17 protein-coding genes and 1 pseudogene are annotated in these 19,383 nt (G+C 62.4%); 6 read left to right on the top strand and 12 right to left on the bottom strand.

All coding sequences use genetic code 11. The features are described from left to right. The first annotated feature begins 154 nt into the window (after positions 1-154). Positions 155-526 (top strand): hypothetical protein, encoded by a 372-nt coding sequence (locus tag AB5Y54_RS09705; protein WP_368153533.1) that lies wholly within the window; start codon positions 155-157, stop codon positions 524-526. Positions 527-649: 123 nt separating this feature from the next. On the opposite strand, the gene AB5Y54_RS09700 is transcribed toward AB5Y54_RS09705, so the two are convergent. The 4 genes from AB5Y54_RS09700 to AB5Y54_RS09685 form a co-directional block, all read right to left on the bottom strand. Further along, the gene (locus AB5Y54_RS09700; protein WP_182975867.1) at positions 650-1,393 is read right to left on the bottom strand and encodes an amino acid ABC transporter ATP-binding protein; all 744 of its coding nucleotides are present in this window, start codon (positions 1,391-1,393) and stop codon (positions 650-652) included. After that, on the bottom strand, positions 1,377-1,499 hold the full coding sequence (locus tag AB5Y54_RS09695) for a hypothetical protein (protein WP_257692682.1): 123 nt from the start codon (positions 1,497-1,499) through the stop codon (positions 1,377-1,379). Before AB5Y54_RS09695 ends, AB5Y54_RS09700 begins: the two co-directional genes overlap by 17 nt. Continuing rightward, a complete protein-coding gene (locus AB5Y54_RS09690) occupies positions 1,483-2,427 on the bottom strand; it encodes an amino acid ABC transporter permease (RefSeq protein WP_041201654.1) in 945 nt (314 codons plus the stop codon). Before AB5Y54_RS09690 ends, AB5Y54_RS09695 begins: the two co-directional genes overlap by 17 nt. A 99-nt stretch (positions 2,428-2,526) precedes the next feature. Then, positions 2,527-3,315 (bottom strand): transporter substrate-binding domain-containing protein, encoded by a 789-nt coding sequence (locus tag AB5Y54_RS09685; protein ID WP_010675255.1) that lies wholly within the window; start codon positions 3,313-3,315, stop codon positions 2,527-2,529. Between the two features lie 461 nt (positions 3,316-3,776). Here AB5Y54_RS09685 and AB5Y54_RS09680 point away from each other — a divergent pair, with 461 nt between their 5' ends. Continuing rightward, positions 3,777-4,904 (top strand): GGDEF domain-containing protein, encoded by a 1,128-nt coding sequence (locus tag AB5Y54_RS09680; protein ID WP_368153528.1) that lies wholly within the window; start codon positions 3,777-3,779, stop codon positions 4,902-4,904. Positions 4,905-5,012: 108 nt separating this feature from the next. Here AB5Y54_RS09680 and rnk read toward each other — a convergent pair whose 3' ends face one another. The 5 genes from rnk to AB5Y54_RS09655 form a co-directional block, all read right to left on the bottom strand. Continuing rightward, a complete protein-coding gene (gene rnk, locus AB5Y54_RS09675) occupies positions 5,013-5,408 on the bottom strand; it encodes a nucleoside diphosphate kinase regulator (protein ID WP_010675253.1) in 396 nt (131 codons plus the stop codon). A gap of 233 nt (positions 5,409-5,641) precedes the next feature. Further along, positions 5,642-6,376, bottom strand: a complete 735-nt coding sequence (locus AB5Y54_RS09670) for an ABC transporter substrate-binding protein (protein WP_181824823.1) — start codon at positions 6,374-6,376, stop codon at positions 5,642-5,644. A gap of 81 nt (positions 6,377-6,457) precedes the next feature. Then, a complete protein-coding gene (locus AB5Y54_RS09665; protein ID WP_048208747.1) occupies positions 6,458-7,141 on the bottom strand; it encodes a hypothetical protein in 684 nt (227 codons plus the stop codon). A 50-nt stretch (positions 7,142-7,191) separates the two neighbouring features. Next, positions 7,192-8,559, bottom strand: a complete 1,368-nt coding sequence (locus AB5Y54_RS09660) for an alkaline phosphatase (RefSeq protein WP_171865824.1) — start codon at positions 8,557-8,559, stop codon at positions 7,192-7,194. Between the two features lie 24 nt (positions 8,560-8,583). Further along, positions 8,584-9,975: an alkaline phosphatase gene (locus AB5Y54_RS09655; protein ID WP_114522957.1), complete on the bottom strand. Its 1,392-nt coding sequence runs from the start codon at positions 9,973-9,975 to the stop codon at positions 8,584-8,586. Positions 9,976-10,316: 341 nt separating this feature from the next. On the opposite strand from AB5Y54_RS09655, the gene ylqF reads away from it, so the two are divergent. Both ylqF and AB5Y54_RS09645 read left to right on the top strand, forming a co-directional pair. Next, the gene (gene ylqF / locus AB5Y54_RS09650) at positions 10,317-11,267 is read left to right on the top strand and encodes a ribosome biogenesis GTPase YlqF (protein WP_041214888.1); all 951 of its coding nucleotides are present in this window, start codon (positions 10,317-10,319) and stop codon (positions 11,265-11,267) included. Positions 11,268-11,558: 291 nt separating this feature from the next. Beyond that, complete coding sequence (locus AB5Y54_RS09645) at positions 11,559-12,707, top strand: MFS transporter (RefSeq protein WP_111896756.1); 1,149 nt, start codon at positions 11,559-11,561, stop codon at positions 12,705-12,707. A gap of 89 nt (positions 12,708-12,796) precedes the next feature. Here the strand turns inward: AB5Y54_RS09645 and AB5Y54_RS09640 are convergent. From AB5Y54_RS09640 to dinG, 3 genes and pseudogenes are all read right to left on the bottom strand, one after another. Then, positions 12,797-13,692: pseudogene (locus tag AB5Y54_RS09640) on the bottom strand (histone deacetylase). Between the two features lie 70 nt (positions 13,693-13,762). After that, on the bottom strand, positions 13,763-14,422 hold the full coding sequence (locus AB5Y54_RS09635) for a DUF2057 domain-containing protein (protein ID WP_039040268.1): 660 nt from the start codon (positions 14,420-14,422) through the stop codon (positions 13,763-13,765). 213 nt (positions 14,423-14,635) lie between these two features. Next, entirely contained in the window at positions 14,636-16,708 is a 2,073-nt protein-coding gene (gene dinG / locus AB5Y54_RS09630) for an ATP-dependent DNA helicase DinG (protein WP_324034263.1), read from the bottom strand. Between the two features lie 382 nt (positions 16,709-17,090). On the opposite strand from dinG, the gene AB5Y54_RS09625 reads away from it, so the two are divergent. Continuing rightward, positions 17,091-18,128, top strand: coding sequence for a porin (locus tag AB5Y54_RS09625; RefSeq protein WP_069785249.1), 1,038 nt, complete (start codon positions 17,091-17,093; stop codon positions 18,126-18,128). A 195-nt stretch (positions 18,129-18,323) separates the two neighbouring features. Further along, a complete protein-coding gene (locus AB5Y54_RS09620) occupies positions 18,324-19,265 on the top strand; it encodes a hypothetical protein (protein ID WP_010675241.1) in 942 nt (313 codons plus the stop codon). Positions 19,266-19,383 lie beyond the last annotated feature (118 nt).

Here is a 19,383-nt window from a genome sequence, read left to right as displayed (position 1 = left end):
GGATGTCAGCATACCGGATGATGTTAGAAACTCATTAACATTTGATGGTGATCCTCCTGTCTGACGCGGCCCGGCCTTGCCCTCCCTGTTTACACTGAAGAAGGAGCGCGCGCGGCATCTACCGCAAGCGGCAGTACCTTGGGAGGGAGAGAAAATGAACGGGACGCCTGTTTGTCTCATGCTCGGCCTGCTCAGTGCGAGTGCGATGGCCAATGACAATTTCAACAGCGAGTTGAGCCATGTTGTCGGTGGTGCGGCCATGGGGGCGGGCTTTACGGCCATCGCGGATCACTATGGCTATCGGGAGCACAGGGGCTGGATTGGTTTTGGCATCTCGACCGGCATCGGCATCGCCGCAGAGCTGATCGAGCGGGCCAGTGGTCAGGGACCCTTCTCCGCCCTGGATGCGGGGGCCAATGCGCTGGGGGCCGCCGCCGGTGCCTACGGGACGGATCGCTGGCTGCTGGCACCCGTGGTGCTGCCCGAGCAGCACTTCGCCGGCCTGACGGGCATGTATCGATTCTAGGGCGAGCCACCTGGAACAAAAAAGGGAGCCTGGGCTCCCTCTTCTTGATTTGCATGACACCGCTGCGCGGTTGATCGAGCCCGGGTTTGCCCCTTTACCGGATTGCCAATATCGGTGCGCTCGTCAGAGTACCTGGCTCAGGAACTGGCGCAGGCGCGGGGAGGGGGGATTGTCGAAGAAGTCGGCGGGTTTCTCGTCCACCAGCAGCTCGCCGCTCTCCATGAAGAGCACCCTGTCCGCCACTTCCCGGGCAAAGCCCATCTCGTGAGTCACTACCACCATGGTCATCCCTTCGCGGGCCAACCCCTTCATGACGTCCAGCACCTCTCCCACCATTTCGGGGTCGAGGGCGCTGGTGGGCTCGTCAAACAGCATGATGCGCGGCTGCATGGCGAGCGCCCGGGCGATGGCCACCCGCTGCTGCTGGCCGCCGGAGAGCTGGGAGGGGTAGCTCTGGGCCTTGTTGGAGAGACCGACCTTGAGCAACAGGGCCTTGGCCCGCGCCTCTGCCTCCTGGCGAGAGAGCCCTCTCACCTTCTGGGGGGCCAGCGTGATGTTGTCCAGCACCGTCAGGTGAGGGAAGAGGTTGAAGGACTGGAACACCATGCCCACCTCTTCCCGCAGCTTGTTGACATCCCCGGGTTCGGTGAGGCTGATGCCGTCGACCACGATATTGCCATCGTTGATGGTCTCCAGCTGGTTGAGGGTGCGCAGGAAGGTGGACTTGCCCGAGCCGCTCGGCCCCACGATCACCACCACTTCCCCTTCGGCCACCTGGGTGCTGACGTTTTTCAGGGCGTGCACCTCAGTGCCGTAGAACTTCTCTACACCGGTCGCCTTGATGATGGGATCAGTTGCAGCGCGCATAGTTCACCTCCAGACGACGCACCGGGAAGGGGCAGGGAGTGCCAGTGATGGCAGAACGTTTCGACACCGATGGCGCCTTGATAACGGGATCAGTTGCTGCGCGCATATTTCACCTCCAGACGACGCACTAGGAAGGAGAGAGTGCCGGTCAGCACCAGATAGAGCAGGGCCACGGTGAACCACACCTCGAACGGGCTGAAGGTGGAGCTGACCACTTCGCGCCCCGCCTTGGTGAGATCGGTGATGGAGATGACGGAGACCAGAGAGGAGTCCTTGATGAGGTTGATGAACTGGCCCGCGAGCGGTGGCAGCACCCGTTTGAAGGCCTGGGGCAGGATGACGTAGCGCATGGTCTGGGCCGAGGTCATGCCAAGGCTTCTGCCCGCTTCCATCTGCCCCTTGTGAATGGAGCTGATGCCGGCGCGCACGATTTCCGCCACGTAGGCGCCGGTGAAGACCGCGAGCGCCGCCACACCAGCGGTGAATCGGTCGAGGTTCAGCACGGTGCCGATAAAGAAATAGACGATGAAGATCTGCACCAGCAACGGGGTGCCACGGATGAGCTCCACATAGGTCACGGCCAGGTTGCGCAGGGCCGGATTGGGGGAGAGGCGGGCGAGCCCGGCCAGGGTGCCAAGCAGGATGGCGAAGATGCCCGCCACCAGGGAGAGCTTGACCGTGACCCAGACGCCCCAGGCAATGGGGCCGGCGGTCCAGCTCAGTTGCACATCCAGGGTATCGCCGAGGAAGACGGTATCCCCTTCAGCCAGCTGGGAGCCCTTGGGAGCGATGGCCTGACGGCGGCTGGGGTCGAGATCGTCTTGCAGGAAGAGCTGTCCCTTGTCCGCGACCACGGTGCCGTCAAACTCGGCATAGTGTTTCTGTTCTGCCTGATAGGCGATGTACTGGGGAATGCGTTCCCAGCGCCAGGTGTAATCCACTGCCTGCACGGCCTTGTAGATGCCGAAAATGGCGGCCAGCACCAGCAGCAGGAAGATCCCGTGCCAGAGCAGCTGATTGGGCTGTTTTTCCATCTGTCTTGTGAGTTTGGGGTTGATCACTGTCACAACCTCTTTTGTCGTTATCGTGTGGGGAGTCTGCGTGAAGGGGCGGCATGCCGCCCCTTTGAGAGGTTATTTGAGCTGGTTCAGCCAGGCGGTGGATTCAAACCACTTCTTGTAGAGACGGTCGTAGCTGCCGTCGCCCTTGATCTGGCGCAGGTAGTTGTTGAACCAGTTGAGGGTGTCCTGATCCCCCTTGCGGATGGCCCAGGCCAGCGGCTCGAAGGTGAACGGCTTGTCGAGGTGCACCACGGCGCCCTGGTTCTGGGACGCGAAGATGGCGTTGTAGGGCAGGTCGTAGACGAAGGCATCCACCTTGCCGTTGATCACTTCCAGCTTGGCGTCATCCTGGGTTTCAAACTGCAGCAGGGTGGCCTTGGGGATCATGCGCTTGACTGCTTGCTCGCCCGTGGTGCCGAGTTTGACCGCGATCTTGTATTTGGGATCGTTGAGGTCCTGGAAGGATTTGATTTCGCCCGCCTTGTCCTTGCGAAGCACAATGGTCTGGCCGACGACGATGTAGGGATCGGCAAAGTTCACGCGCAGGTTGCGCTGGGGAGTGACGGTCATGCCGCCCATGATGACGTCGAACTTGTCGGTCAAGAGCGCGGGGATGATGCCGTCCCAGGCGGTGTTGACGAACTCCACCTTCACGCCCATCTCCTTGGCGACCATCTTGGCGAGATCCACGTCAAAGCCGATGTACTGGCCCTGCTTGTTGGTCATCTCGAAGGGTTGATAGCCGGCATCGAAGCCGACCCGCAGCACACCGCGTTCCAGCACGGCATCCAGGGTGGAAGTGGGCGCGGCGTTGGCCAGCCCGCACAGCAGCAGGGTAGAGAGAATGAGTTTTTTGATCATAAATGACGTCTCTGTCGTAAATGTGGTCGGCCTTGAACCTGCTCCCGTGCGACTCCATGGCACAAGAGACTGCTGCATCCGGCAGCAGGCAAGACAGGATTATTGTCTTGGTCGGGGCAAAAGCCCCATATGAGATTCTATGAATGGTTCGTTGGATGAAAAATGTACCAAAACCTGTTTGTGCCAGAAGACTCAATAAGTTATGGAGACTTTTATCCCTCGTGGTGACTCATAAAACCACATGAAAACAACATATCTATCTAATGGCGCCGGTTCAAGTGCAAAATATCCGGCGGCCGTCTCGGTGGAAAATCCGGGCACAGACAGGGCGTTGTTCGGCACGCTTCACGGGGAGTAGGGCGTGCGAGCCGGGCAAATATTTTTGCCCGGCCCATAGGCTCCCTCTGTGTCTTGTCATGGGCTTCCCATATACTCAGCCATCCCCATTGGAAGGTTCGGGAATGGACGCCTCAATTCTGCTCAATCTGGACGTATTTACCCTGATGTTGATGGCCCTCGGGGGCTACAGCCTGGGATTCATCACCCTCTCCATCATCTGGTGGACCCACAGGGAAATACCCGGTCTCGGGCTCTGGTGGTGGTCCAGCCTCTGTGCCCTGGCGGCGCAATCGCTCTTCTTCATGCAGGCATTTGCCCCCCATATCGCGGGGATCTGGCTGGCCAACCTGCTCATCACCTTCTGCCTCGCCCTGATGCCACTCGCCATCCAGCGCTTCTTCGGGGAGCCGCCAAACTGGCGGGCATTCACCCTCTTCATGCTGGTCTACCTGCTGATCCTCTGCTGGAGCGTCATCTTCAACGACAAGATGGCCCCCCGGGTGCTGCTGGCCTGCCTGAGCTACATGATGGTGGGGGCGGTGATTGTCTGGCTCATCTGGCGCCATGGCTACCCTGACTATCTGCCCGCGGTGCTGGTGTTCACCGTGGTCAACATCCTGCTCTACGGTTTCAATCTGGTGCGCATGGGGGCCTTGCTCGGCGGCGAGGTGCGGGTCCTGATGGATCAGCATGTGGTCAATGTGCTCCCCTTCCTCTCCATGCTGATGGGCAACTATCTGTCGACCTTCGGGGTGCTGCTGATCTGTACCCAGTACCGGGCCCTGGCCCTGCGGCGACAGGCCAGCCAGGATCCCCTGACCGGCCTCCTGAACCGGCGCGGCTTCATGGATCACTGCGTGACGATGGCAAGGCAGGGGGCGCTGGTGGTGCTGGATCTCGACGACTTCAAGCAGATCAACGATCGCCACGGTCACGAGACCGGGGACAGGGTGCTGGAGGCGGTGGGTCGCTATCTTGCCGGCCAGCGGGATCTGGTGGCCAGCCGCTTCGGCGGGGAAGAGTTTGTGCTGCTGTTGCCCGAGTGGGACCCCCTGGCCCAGCAGGCGCGCTGCGAGCAGATCCGCCAGGGAATAGAAACGCTGGAGCTGAAGGGGGTCCGGGTGACGGCCAGCCTGGGGTGGGTGCCCAGCGCCCGTGAATGGCACTTTGACACCCTGTTCAGCCAGGCAGATCGCGCTCTCTATCAGGCCAAGCGGGAGGGCAAGAACCGGATCTGTCAGGGGGCCTGATCCCCCGTCAGGTCATGCCCGGCCGGTGGCCGTCGGCTCCGACCGGACAAAGGCATACCGAGTCAGCCACCTGGTCGCATCAGACCAGAATGGCCGCCTGGCGGCCTGTCAGCGGTGCAACTCCCCCGCGCGTTCCGGCTGATAGACCACTTCCAGGATCTCCACCTGGATGGTGCGACCGGCTGGCCCCGGCCAGGCGATGCTGTCACCCACCTTGAGCCCCAGCAGGGCGCTGCCCACTGGCGCCAGCACGGAGATCTTCGACTCGTCCCCCTGCACATCCTTCGGATAGACCAGCGTCAGGCAGAAGTCGTTGCCGCTGTTTTGCATCTTGAAGCGCACCGTGCTGTTCATGGTCACCACGTCCGGCGGCATGTCGGCGGGTTCGCGGATCTCGGCGCGATCCAGCTCCTCTTGCAGGGCAAGGTGCTGGGGGTGGTTGCCAAGCAGCTGTTCGATGCGATCCAGATCCAGGCTGGAGATGACGAGATGAGGCTGTTTCATAGGGTATTTCCTTATCAATGACTGAAGGGACCAGGATGACGGGCAGACTGGTCGACAAAAAACGGTGCAAGGGTAAAAAGCAGACAGCAAAAGCGATGCCCCCGAGCGACTCGCGCAGCGGGGCGAGGGCGGGGGCTCAGCGGGGTGTGAGCGTACTGGAAAAAATTATGATTGCTTTCATGGAGATACCATAACCATTCTGGGGTGGTTTGGCAATTGGACTGACTGTCTCATCAGGGAGCCTGGTAATCGTACTGGTGCAGGATGCGCGCGAGACTGCCATCCTCCCTCATTTCCTGAATGACCCGGCGCCAGCGCAGCGCCTCGCTGCGGGAGAAGCGGGGGCTGGCGGCCAGGTAGAGGGTGCTCTGCTGCAAGGTCTCGCCCCGCACCAGGTCCGGGAGCGGCAGACCCGCCCGCTGCTGGTTGTAACGGGCGGTGTTCCAGGCCACCGCCCATGCCTGGATGCGGCCGCGCGCCAGCTTGCTGGCGTTGCTGACCTCCTCGGTGACCAGCTCCCGGGTAACCCCTGTCAGCGGCTGGATCAGGCTCTGGCTATGGGAGCCACGCATCACGCCAACGGTGAGGCCTGGCAGTGTCTTCATGGAGAGCGGCGCTGGATGGTGACGGCGATGGCTGACCAGCACGAAGGCTTCCTCCAGCAGGGGGGCAATCCAGAGAAACAGTGGTTCGCGCTGGGGGTTTCGGGCCGGGGGCAACAACAGGACATCCGGGCGGTGGCTGGCCTGGCTGAGGGCGCGAGCCAGCGGCATCAACTCGATCTCGAGCGGTTCCCCGAGGCGGCGGGCAGCCTCCTCCAGTACCTCGATGGCCATGCCGCTCGGCGCACCCTGCTGGGCGCGGATCACATAGGGGGGAATGTCCGCGGCCACGACGACCACGGCACGGGCCGAAAAGGCGCAGACGATCAGAGGGGAGAGCAGCAGAAGCAGAATAACAAGGCGCATGGATGTTCGGGTCCGGGATGAGTACAGAGAGTGTAACATCCCGTTACGCCATGTCAGCCAGGCGATTGCCGCCTGGGGGGATCAGTCGAAGAAATCCCGGAGATCCAGGGTCTGGTACCCTGCCAGTTGCTGCCAGGGGAGGGTCTTTGGCAGCGGCTTGAGCGTCACCTCCATCCGGTAGCTGCGATAACCGTCGAGGCTTGCCGACTCCACCACCAGGGGCAACTGCCAGCGGCTCGACCAGAGGATGCGGGTACGCTGGCGACCTTCACGGGTCTCATACCAGTTCGCCTGGTCGGGGGCGGCCTCATCCAGCGGTGTCATTCCCTCTAACAGGGCAGGGTTGATGAGGTGGCGGATCCGCGCCCACTCCGGCTTGAAGGCCACCTGGCCGTACTCCTCCTGCGGCACCTCCACCAGCTGGTTGTGCCAGGCATCGGCGTAGCGCAACTGGAGTGCGTCTCCCTCGCTGCGGGTGACCCAGCGCGCCGCCATCTGGTGAGTGAAGTGCTTGTGGCCGGGGCGGGCATCGTGGGTGGCGTGATAGGCACGGGCCAGGGGAACGGGAATGAGCCGCTGGCTCCACACCTGGTCACCGACCCGCAGCCACTTCTCCTGCCACTGGCTCTCCCGGGTGATGCCGTCGCTGCCGGTCACCCTGTCCACGTAGCGGATGCGGGCGGCCAGATCGGGCACCTCGTCGGCCAGGAGGGGGAAGGAGAGGGCGCTGCCCAGCAGCCATAAAGAAAGCAGATATTTCATCATCGTCTCTCGCTCGACGGAAAACGGGCCCGGCGCGGTGCCGGGCCCCTTTATCACAGGCCGAGGGCCTCCCTGAGCTTGCCGAACACCCGGGTGTTGTCGAGGGTGCCCTTGAACTGGCTGCTGCCGGCGCCGCCCGCGAACAGCATCACATCGCCGCCGCCGTGAGTCTCGGAGCCGAGTTTGACCCCGGTCTCCTGCAGGTAGTCATCCGCCATCACCTCATCGCTGGTGAGGGTGGGGCGCTGGTCCTGGCGGTTGGGGCCGTTGCCGAATACCAGAGTAGTGAACGGCTTGCCGTCCGCGTCGTTCTGGGTCGAGCCATCGGCGTTCTTGACCAGATCCAGCACCTTGTTGCCCTTGGCGGAATAGCCGTTGATGGTCATGGTGTGGTCGTGGTCGGCGGTGACCACGATCAGGGTATCGCTCAAATCCACTTTGCCGAGGGCCGTCTTGACCGCCTCGTCCAGCGCCACCGCATCGGTCAGCGATCGCTTGGCGTTGGTGGCATGCAGGGCGTGGTCGATACGCCCCCCCTCCACCATCAGGAAGTAGCCCTGGCTGTTCTGGCTGAGCAGATCGATCGCCTTGGCGGTCATCTCGGAGAGGGACGGCTGGGTACTGGCCGCCCCCTTGGCGACGCGGTCCAGTTCGTAGTCGAGGTGGGACTTGGTGCTGAACAGCCCCAGCACCTTGCCCGAGTTGACGGCAGAGAGCTCATCCTTGGTGGTGACATAGCGGTAGCCCCGGGCGGTCAGCTCGGCGGTGAGATCCCGGCCGTCGGCCCGGCCGCCCTTGTTGCTGGCGCTGTAGGGCGTCCAGTGGTTGGCGCCGCCCCCCATCAGCACATCGACCCCATCCCCCAGCGCCTGATTGAAGCCGGCTCCGCCCGGTACCGCCTGCTCGGCGATGGCGTAGGCCGCATCCCGGTGGCAGATATGGGAATAGGTCGCCGCCGGGGTGGCATGGGTGAGCTCAGTGGTCGTGACGGCCCCCACCGACTTGCCCGCTGCCTTGGCCAGCTCGAGAAGGGTGGGCACCGGGCTTCCGTTGTCGCTGGTGCAGTTGTTGATGCCCTTGTTGCCGTTGGCATCCTTGGACGGTGCCACGGCCCTGGTGTCGCTGCTCATGGCGATCACCTCGTTGTTCATCTTGACGCCGGTGGTGTAGGCCGCCATGGAGGGGGCGGAGTCCGTGGTCTGGGCATCGTGGGAGAAGGTCTTGATGCGCGCGCTCTGGGGCAGTTTCATCATCTCGAGATCCCCCTCTTCCCCCACCTTGAACAGGCGGGTGGCGGTGAGCACGGTGGGGCCCATGCCGTCACCGATAAAGAGGATGACGTTCTTGGCATCGGCGGCGTGCGCCTGGGAGAGGCCGCCAAGCGTGCCGAGCAGGGCGGTGCAGACCAGCGTCTTTTTCATGGTGATGTTCATCCTGATAATCCCTTACAGCTTGGCCGCAGCCTTGATCTTGCCGAACACGGCGGTGTTGTCGAGAGAGCCGTGGAAGCGCTCCGCTCCCTGGCCGATGGCGCCGAGGAAGACATCGGTACCGCCGTGGGTCTCGTTGCCTATCTCGCCCACCTTGACCACCACCTCCTGGTGATAGTCGTCGGCGGAGGCGGTAGCGTCATCGAGGGCCGCCACGCTGCTGCGCGGGCCGTCCACCCGGTTGTAGCCGTTGCCAAAGCCGATGATGGTGTAGGGCATGCCATCGCTATCCTTGCTCGGCTCGCCGGTCTCGTAGTTCTTCACCAGCCCGAGCACGCCCGCATTGCCTGCCGTGGTCTTGCCGGTGCGCTTGGCGTACCCGTTGAGCACAAGCGTGTGGTCATGGTCGGCGGTGACCACGATCAGGGTGTTTTTCAGCTCGGGATCGGTTTTCTTCACTTCATTGATGGCGGCCTGGATGGCGTTGTCGAAGGCGAGGGTATCCTGCAGGGCGCGCTTGGCGTTGGTGTCGTGCAGGGCGTGGTCGATGCGCCCCCCTTCCACCATCAGGAAGTAGCCCTTCTCTTTGCCCTTGAGCTGCTTGATGGCAGCCAGGGTCATTTGGGCCAGTGATGGCTCGCTGGCGGGTCGGTCCAGGTCATATTTCATGTGGCTTGAGCCAAACAGGCCCAGCAGCGGCTTGCTCGCATCGGCCTGGTTCAGCTCGTCAAGGGTGGCGGCAAACTGATAGCCCTTCGCCTTCATCTCGTCGATGAGGTTGCGACCATCGGTCCGCTTGCCTTTGTCGGCGCTGGGCAGGAAGAAGCCGCTGCCGCCCCCGAGCACCACGTCCAGCCCCTCTTTCAGGGCGCTGTTGTAGCCGGCGCCGCCCGGCACCAGCTGGGCGGCGATGTCCGCCTCCAGATCCCGGTTGCAGATATGGGCATAGGTGGCGGCCGGGGTGGCGTGGGTGACCCGGGTGGTGGTGACCACGCCGGTGCCGCGGCCATCGGCCTTGGCCAGCTCCAGCAGGGTGGTCACCGCTTTGCCGCCGCTCTGGCTGCAATCGCTCTCCTGGGTGGCGTCGCTGTCCATGCTGATGACGCCGTTGTTGCTCTTGACCCCGGTCATGTAGGCCGCCATGGAGGGGGCCGAGTCGGTCACCTGGGCATCGTGGGAGAAGGTCTTGATGAAGGCCGTTTCCGGCAGGGTGTCGATGGTGAGGCTGCCCTCTTCGCCGACGCCATAGATCCGGGAGGCGGTGAGGGTGTTGAGACCCATGCCGTCGCCGAGGAAGAAGATCACGTTCTTGGCGCTGGGTTCCGGGGTGTTGCTGTCGTTGTTGGAGTTGCAGCCGGCGGCCAGGGCGGCGCCTATCATCACTGCAAGTCCTGCCATCTTTCTCATTGGGGTTCGCTCCTTGTGAAACCTGAGCGCAGCCTAGAGGGGGCAGATGACACTTTTAGTGAAGAGAGATGACAATGCGGTGAAAGCGCTTTGTAAATGTTATCTTATATCAATGGGTTATGTTGATTGGGTTCTGCCACTCACCTCCCGGTGGCGTGGCGGGCATCCGGCCACCTGGGTGACAACACCCGGCCAGAATAGCCTGTCAAATCGGGGCCGCAGCAGGTAAAATGCGCCCCCTTGCGATGAGTGCCAGCGGTCTGGCGCATCACCACGCACCCGCAACCCCGAGCGCCCGCAGCCCCGAGAGGGGACCGCATGCCAATGAGAGAGTAACGGATATGTCCATCAACTGGTTCCCCGGCCACATGCACAAGGCCCGCAAAGAGATTGCAGAGGTCATGCCCCAGGTCGATGTCATCATCGAGATGCTCGACGCCCGCATCCCCTTCTCCAGCGAGAACCCCCTGGTGCCGGAGCTGCGCGGGGAGACGCCGGTGATCAAGGTGCTCAACAAGGCAGACCTTGCCGACCCCGAGATCACCGAGCTGTGGGTGGCCCACATGGAGCAGGAGAAGGGGATCAAGGCACTGCCCCTGACCCAGCAGGAGCCTACGATGATCAAGCAACTGCTGACCCTGTGCCACGAGATGCTGCCGGAGCGCAACTTCGAGCTGCGCGGGGTGCGCGCCATGATCATGGGCATCCCCAACGTGGGCAAGTCCACCCTGATCAACACCCTGGCGGGGCGCATCATCGCCAAGACCGGCAACGAGGCGGGGGTGACCAAGTCCCAGCAGCGGATCAAGCTCGACAACCACGTCATCCTGACGGACACCCCTGGCTTCCTGTGGCCCAAGCTCAACCCGCCCTCCTGCGGTTATCGACTGGCGATCACGGCGGCCATCAAGGATACCGTCTTCGATTACGCCGACATCGCCATGTTTGCCGCCGACTACTTCATCAAGGCCTATCCGGAGCGCATCAAGGCACGCTACCAGCTGAGCGAGCTGCCGGAGACCGAGATCGAGCTGCTGGATCTCATTGCCCGTCAGCGCGGCTTCATGCGCAAGGGGGGGCTTGCGGATCTGCACAAGGCCTCGGAAATCCTGGTCAATGAATTCCGGTCCGGCATGCTGGGGCGGATCTCCCTGGAGACGCCAGAGATGGTGAGCGTCGAGATAGTGGAAGCCCAGGCCGAGGCTGAGCAGAAAGCCAGGGAGAAGGCGGAGCGGGAAGAGGAGCGCCAGGCCCGGGCTCGTCGCAAGTACGCCAAGAAGCGCCAGCGCTGACCGGCGTTGTGCACGATAGGTTGTGCTTGATAGAAAGAAGAGGCGGCCCTGGGCCGCCTCTTCTGGTCATGGTGCTCTGGCGTGAGGATTGATGTTCAACGGCCCGCTGCCCCTCATCATGACCAAGGTGTCGGCCAATCAAGGGGATGAGGCTCCCGTCAGGGGAGGGCCGTGCCGCGTTGCCATCACGGTGGGCAGAAAAACCTTGCGACCCGGCCTCAGTGCCGATTGACAAAGGCACAGGCGGTGGCATGATGCGCTCGCATTTTGCCTCTCCCCACGGTTCTATCCATGACCACATACTCCCGCCCGGTGCTGCTCCTGCTCTGTGGCCTGCTGTTGCTGACCCTGGCCATCGCGGTATTGAATACCCTGGTGCCGCTCTGGCTCGCCCATGAGCATCTGCCCACCTGGCAGGTCGGCATGGTCGGCTCCTCCTATTTCACCGGCAACCTGCTGGGAACCCTGCTGGCGGGCAGACTCATCGCCCGCTGCGGCTTCAATCGCAGTTACTACCTGGCCAGTGCGCTCTTTGCCGCAGGCTGCGTCGGGCTCGGCATTACCCTGGCGTTCTGGAGCTGGCTCGCCTGGCGATTCATCGCCGGGGTCGGCTGCGCCATGATCTGGGTGGTGGTGGAGAGCGCGCTGATGTGCAGCGGCAACGCCCGCAATCGGGGTCGCCTGCTGGCCGCCTACATGATGGTCTATTACGTGGGCACTGTGCTTGGGCAACTGCTGGTGAGCAAGGTGCCGACGTCGCTGATGGCGGTGCTGCCCTGGCTGACCGCCCTGGTGTTGGCGGCCATGCTGCCGCTCTTGTTCACCCGCATCGCCAGTCCGTCAGGGAACCACCAGGCCAGGACTCCGGTCTGGCCGATGCTGCGTATGCGTCAGGCGCGTCTGGGGGTGAACGGCTGCATCCTCTCCGGCATCGTGCTGGGGGTGCTTTATGGTCTGATGCCGCTCTATCTGAACCACCAGGGGGTGAGCGACGGGGCCATCGGCTACTGGATGGCGGTGATGGTGAGCGCAGGCATCCTGGGGCAATGGCCGGTGGGGCGTCTGGCGGATCGTTTCGGGCGCCTGCCGGTGCTGCGGGTACAGGTGCTGGTGGTGATCCTGGGGGCCATGGCGATGCTCGGCAACGCGGCCATGGGACCGACGCTGTTCATTCTGGGGGCCGCGGGCTTCACGCTCTATCCGGTGGCCATGGCCTGGGCCTGCGAGAAGGTGGAGCAGCATCAACTGGTGGCCATGAACCAGGCGCTGCTGCTGAGCTACACCATCGGCAGCCTGCTCGGGCCCACCCTGACGGCGCTCCTGATGCAGCACTACTCGGATCATCTGCTGTTCATGGTGATTGCCGGGGTCTCCCTGGTCTATCTGCTGATGCTGCTGCGCAAGATGGGCGAGCACCCGACGCCAATGGCCCATGCCTGAGGGCAGACGGCGTCATCATCCCTGTGCACGGATATAGAAGAGGCGACCCAAGGGTCGCCTCTTTTTCGTCATGGGCCGGGTGGTGCCGCTCAACCAAACCGGTGCCTTGCTACTTCAAAGAGCGAGAGGTGCAGCGGGATCAACTGCTGCCAGTCTCGCCGGTAACCCCCTCCCGGTACGGCGGTGATGGGCAGCCCGTGGCGAAGCGCAGAGTCAAAGACCATGGCATCGCGCTGGCGCACGCCGGAGTCGCTCAGGGAGAGGTAGCCTAGCTCGTCGTCCCGGTGCACATCCACCCCGGCCTGATAGAGGATGAAGTCAGGGGCGTAGAGGCGATGAGCTAGGGCGAGGGCCTGGTCCAGGGTCTCGAGATAGGCGTCGTCCTCCATGCCGCTTGGCAGGGGAAAGTCCAGATGGGAGGCTGGCTTGTGGCGGGGGAAGTTGTGTTCCCCGTGCAGGGAGAGGGTGATGATGTCACGGCTGCCCGTGCACAGGGCGCGCTGCCATCTCCCTGATGGACATCGAGATCCACGATCAGTACCCGCTCGCAGAGTCCCTCGTCCAGGCAGGTTCGCGCTGCGATCACAAGGTCGTTGAAGAGGCAGAAGCCGCTGCCAAATCCCCGGTGTGCGTGGTGGTAGCCACCGGAGATCTGCAGTCCGCAGCCCTGCGCAAGGGCGTGGCGGCTGGCGGCCAGGGTGGCGCCGACCGAGTGCATGGTACGTTCTATCAGCAGGGGAGACCAGGGAAAGCCGAGCCGGCGAATGGCCCCTTCATCGAGGGTGCCGGCGAGGGCGGCCTGTACATAGGCCGCATCGTGCACCTTCTCTATCTGCTCACGGCTGGCAGGGGTGGCCTGTGCCAGCGGATAGTCGAGGGCGACGAGGCGTTCAAACAGCGCCTGGTACTTGGCCAGGGGGAAGCGGTGACGCTCGGGCAGTGTCAGGGCGGAGTAGTGGGGGTGATAGAAGATGCGCAGTGACATGAAGCATCGGCCATGAACGGGTATGAAAAAGGGGAGCCAGGCTCCCCTCGATGTAGGCGTGCGATGCGCCTTACTGCTGCTGGATCACCCAGATCTGGAAGGCTTTGCGGGTCTCCGCATCGGCCTTGTTGTACCAGCTCTGCAGCTGGGTCAGGGCTTCCGGGTTGCTCATGGCCTTGCTCGGGGCCACTTCCACCGGTGCGCTGGCGGCAGCCATCACGGCGGCGGTGGAGACGGAAACGGTCTTGGGCTGGTTGAAGGCCTTGCCCATCTTCAGCAGCTCCTGCTGATAGTCACGGGTCAGCTGGAAGCCACCCACGGTCGGCATGACGAACTGCTCGGATTTCAGGACCTGGCCGGTGGATTTGTCTTTCAGAACGACGTTCTGTTCCTTGACGAAACGCTTGGCTTCTTCTTCCTTGCGGGGCTTCTTGAAGTCGAGGAAGAGTTGCTGGTTGTCGGCGGCGGTGAAGTTGATCACCAGGGGCTCGGCGGTGACCAGCTTGGTTTCACTGCGGCTGGAGTAGTTGCCCTCGAAGGCGACCACGACCTGGTGCCTGCCGGGCTCCAGGGAGAAGACGGTGGCTTTGTCGAGCAGCTGGGGGTTGACGGGTTCGCCATCGAGCAGCTGGATGACATAGGGATTCGTAATTTCCAGTTGGCTAGCGGCCAGGGCGCTACCTGCCCACAACAGACCAGCCAGGGCCGGTACCAGAACAGTCAGTTTCATTTCATCTCCTTGAACAGTCAGGCAATTGCCCACTGAAAAATAGGGGGTCATTTTTACAGGTTTGCCCCACAGCGGCAATAGCCGTTTATGGCGCCTTCCGGTGTGCGGGGTGTGGATCCCGCTGCCCCGAGTCCTGCGGGCAGCGTGCTCTTCTATCTTCCTGCCCCCTCCTGACATGAGAGACAGGGGATCGCATGGCGGGCGTCAGCCGTGTCACTCGATGCGTCGGGTGAAGGGGGGGAGGGCGTCCAGCAGCCCCTTGCCGTAGCGCTTGGTCAGCAGGCGCCGGTCCAGGATGGTGACCCGCCCCCGATCCGCCTCTTTTCGGATGAGGCGGCCACAGGCCTGGATGAGCTTGCGCGACGCCTCCGGCACCGTCAGTTGCAGGAAGGGGTTGCCGCCGCGCTGCTCTATCCACTCGGCGGTTGCCTCTTCCACGGGGGAGTTGGGCACCGCGAAGGGGAGCTTGGTGATCACCAGGTTGGTGAGGTAGTGGCCAGGCAGATCCAGCCCTTCCGAGAAGCTGCCGGTGCCAAAGAGGATGCTGGCCTGGCCGCCGTCGCACTTCTGTTTGTGCAAGAGGAGCAGGGCGCTGCGGGACGCTTCCCCCTGTACCAGGAGCGACATCCCCTTGGTCCGCAGCCCCACCGCCACCTCGTTCATCTGGCGATAGGAGGAGAAGAGCACCAGGCTGGCCTCCTTGCCTGCCAGCAGGCGGGGCAGGGTATCGATCAACTCCTGGGTGAAGGCGGGGGCACTGGGTTCATGGGCCATCTTGGGCAGATAGAGTTCGGCCTTGTGGTAGTCGAAGGGGGAGCGCAGCCGCAGATAGCGGGTGCCGTCATGCTCCTTGAGTCCCACCTGGTGGCGAAAATAACTGAAGGAGGAGAGGGCGGTGAGGGTCGCTGATACCAGCACGGCCCCGAGACAGCGGGACCAGAGCCACTCCTCCAGCAGATACCCCACCTCGATGGGGGAGGCGTGCAGCCAGATGTCCCCGTCCTCGCTTCTGGCCATCCAGCGGGCGAGGGGGGTCTTGCCGGTGGGAACATGGCGGCTCAGCATCTCCCAGAGGGCGCAGAAGCTCTCGAGCCGTTGCAAGTGAAAACCGCTCTCCGCCAGCAGAGGCTCGGCCTCCTTGCGACGGATTTCGCCATCCTTGAGCGCCTCGCCGATGGCCCCCTGCATTCTGTCCAGCGCCCGCAACGCCTTCTTGCTCGCCTCCTTGAGGTTTTCCGCCAGCATGGGCAGGGGATCCGGCAGCACCCCATCGGCGAATCTGTGGTGGGGCTCGCCGCCAAAGAGGTGGTCATTGCTGGTGAGCCACTGCTCGAGGGCTTTGAGATCCGGCTGGAGAGAGGCCAGGGCATCCTGCAGTCTGAGCTGGGGGTCGAGGAGGCTCTCCTTGTTCAGCGTCCTGGCCAGCTTGCCAGCGCTTTGCACCAGCTTTTCCAGCCAGCGGCGGGATCCCTTGATGCTGGCGCTGGCGGCGCCGTGATCCCGGGCGATGGTGGGCAGGTGATGGGCTTCGTCCAGCACATAGATGCACTCGTCCGGTGGCGGCAGTATGATGCCGCCCCCCATGGTGAGGTCGGAGAGCAGCAGGGCGTGGTTGACCACCAGCACATCGGCCGCGTCCATGTCGTTGCGGGCCCGATGGAAGGGGCAGTGCTGATGGTGGCTCAGGGCCTTGTTGCAGGTGTGGCGGTCGGCGGCGATGCGATCCCAGCAAGGGTCTGGAATGGGTTTGGGCCAGTTGTCCCGATCCCCGTCCCACTTGCCTTCGGTGTAGGCCTGCCACAGCCCCTGGTAGCACGCTTTGTCAGCATCCGATGGCTTGTGTTTGCTCAATGCGCCGAAGTCGAGTTCGAAATTGGCCATCTCGCTGCCGTTTGCCGCCTGCTCCAGCAGGTGCTCGCAGCAGTAGCGCTGGCGCCCCTTGACCAGCATGAAACGAAACGGCAGCTCGCTGTGACGGTGATAAAAGGGAAGATCCTTGTGGATGAGCTGCTCCTGCAGGGCCACGGTGGCGGTGGAGATCACCAGCTTCTTCTGGGTCAGCCGTGCCACTGGTATGGCCCCCTGGGCATAGGAGAGGGACTTGCCGATGCCGGTGCCAGCCTCGGCCACCAGGATGCGGCGACTCCTGTCATATTCTCCCGTCAGGGTCTTGGCGATTTCGGCAACCAGGAAATTCTGCTCCTTGCGCGGCACAAAACCGGGTAAACCATCGGCTATCTGGCGATAGGTACTGCGGATGGTGGCTTTGAGGCGAGTCGATAGCATAAAGAAGGTGTGGCCGTGTCGGTGTGGATGGCAACAGGATACCCGCAACAGGCGGCCCGGGTCGAGGCAGGGGAGAAGCAGTCGGGTCAGCCCCGGCTTTGCAAATATGTTATGAGGGAACAGGGGGTTGCAATAAACCACCAAAAAAGAGGGATTCAGGCAGAGAGTATCGCTGTAAACGTTTTCCCTGATGGGGCAAACATTGTGAGATTCAGCTCACAAATTTTTCCCTGTGACTATGGTTTTCATAAAAAGTTCCAAGTTTTTTCATTGCGGATTCGAAAACCCGGTGATAGTCTCGGCGCCATAGTGATGCAAAGAACATCGCTAACACAGGGAATAACAAGGACTTAGTGTTTAATTACAGTAGGCATTGGAAACTATGAAAAAGACAATTCTGGCTATTGCTATCCCGGCTCTGTTCGCATCCGCAGCCAACGCTGCTGTCGTTTACGACAAAGACGGCACCTCCTTTGACATTTACGGCCGTGTTCAAGCCAACTACTACGGTGAACACGACGATACCGACGCTGAACTGGTTGGTTCCTCCCGTCTGGGCTGGTCCGGCAAAGTCGGCCTGAACAACACCTGGTCCGGTATCGCCAAGACCGAGTGGCAAGTATCCGCCGAAAACTCTGACAACAAGTTCAACTCCCGTCACATCTATGTCGGCCTGGACGGTACCCAGTACGGCAAGATCATCTTCGGCCAGACCGACACCGCGTTCTACGACGTGCTGGAGCCGACCGATATCTTCAACGAATGGGGTGACGTAGGTAACTTCTACGACGGTCGTCAAGAAGGCCAGATCATCTACTCCAACACCTTCGGTGGCTTCAAGGGCAAAGTGTCCTACCAGACCAACGATGACGTAGCCGTCAAGGTTACTGACATCGGTCAAGGCATCAAGGAAACCGACGTCTACGGTCCGAAAGTCAAACGCAACTACGGCTACGCCGCTGCTGCTGGCTATGACTTCGACTTCGGTCTGGGCCTGAACGCCGGTTACGCTTACTCCGACCTGGAAAGCACCGTCAGCACCGCTTCTGGCGACAAGAAAGAGTGGGCCCTGGGCGCACACTACGCCATCAACGGTTTCTACTTCGCCGGTATGTACACCCAGGGTGACCTGAGCTACGACAACACCACCCAAGGCAACAACAAGGACAAGGGCCGTGGCTACGAGCTGGCTGCTTCCTACAACGTTGACGCCTGGACCTTCCTGGCCGGTTACAACTTCGCCGAAGGCAAGGTACTGTCCAACTCCGCCGGTTCTTCTTACGAAGACATCGTCGACGAAACCCTGCTGGGCGTGCAGTACAACTTCACTTCCAAGTTCAAGGCGTACACCGAGTACAAAATCCAGGGTATCAACGACAAGGACGACGAGTTCACTGTTGCCCTGCAATACAACTTCTAATCTAGCCTCTGCGCTGATTTAGTTGATGAACGGCCAAGCTTGCTTGGCCGTTCTGTTTTTTGGCCCCTTCACCACTTTTCGTCCTCTGGCCCTGCGCCATATCACGTTGTCTTCTTTGCACCCTTGGTTCTCCTCTGGTAAATCGCTAGATTATTCAATTTGTTGAAGCAGATTGGCCGACAGGGAAGGATGCCTTTGATCGATTTCACCCACCCCGAGTGGCGCGCGCTGGCACAGCAGTTGCTGAGAGGCGGCCCCCAGGCTGTTCGCGGTCGTCAATGGCAGCCGCTCATCGGCATGCTTCGGGACAACCAGTTGCTGCTGGCCCTTGGCAATCATCACTATGAGCTCACCCCTGCCGGGCACCGCTATTTGACCCGGGAGCTGATGCTGGCGAAGATGGCCAGTGCCCCGCCGGAACCCGAGGAGTGGCTGCAATCCCACGGCTGGCAACTGGGGGAGAGGGTCAACGAGCGGGTGCTGGCGGCCCTGTATCGCAAGGGGGAGGGCCATTTCAGCCCCATCGAGCAGATCGATTTCGAAGACAAGGGGATCCGGCTTTGCAGTGATCTGCCCCTTCGTCTGCGGGCCGCACGGCCGTTCAGCCTGTTTCTCAGCGGCGGCACCCTGCTGGATGTCGCCCCCTGGCTCCAGACCCTGGGGGAGGTGGCGCTGCCAGCCCGCACCCTGGCGCAGATTGGCAAGATCCTCTGGGGAGAGGGGGAGATACAGCGGGTGATCACGACCGATGCCGTCGGCGCCTTCGCCGAGTTGCCACTGCCCGCCGACGCCCTGCTGGTCTGGTATCCCGCCGAGGATCCCGGCACGCTGGAGCCCCTGATCGCCGCCTTGCCGCCCCAGACCCTCTGGAGCCACCTCACAGCCCTGGATCCGGCCGGGGTCGACAGAGTACTGGCATTGGCCCAGCGGTTGGGGAGACCGGCGAGCTGGTGGCTGCCCCGGGATCTGGTGCCCATCAAGGCGGCTTACGGGGCTCCCCTGGGGGATGGCCGGCCCTGGGAGCCGAGCCGTATCCCCCGTGCGCTGCTGGCGCAGTGCAATGATCTGGTGGAGTCGAATCGGGGTCTGTCGGTCGAGGTGTGTGCCCTGGCACCGGATTGGCACGGGATTGGTTGAGGCGGCGCCGAGAAAGCGGTTTTCCCCTATGGAAGGCAGTGGTATAAAGAGCTGACGAAGCGCTCCCTGGACGGGCGCTTTTGTTTGCCAACCTACTTTGCCAGCCAACGAACTCAAC

It is taken from the genome of Aeromonas sp. s9 (assembly GCF_040907765.1).
Classification (GTDB): Bacteria; Pseudomonadota; Gammaproteobacteria; order Enterobacterales; family Aeromonadaceae; genus Aeromonas; species Aeromonas caviae.
Note: the sequence above shows the minus strand (reverse complement) of the source record. Positions and strands in the feature narration are given on the sequence as shown.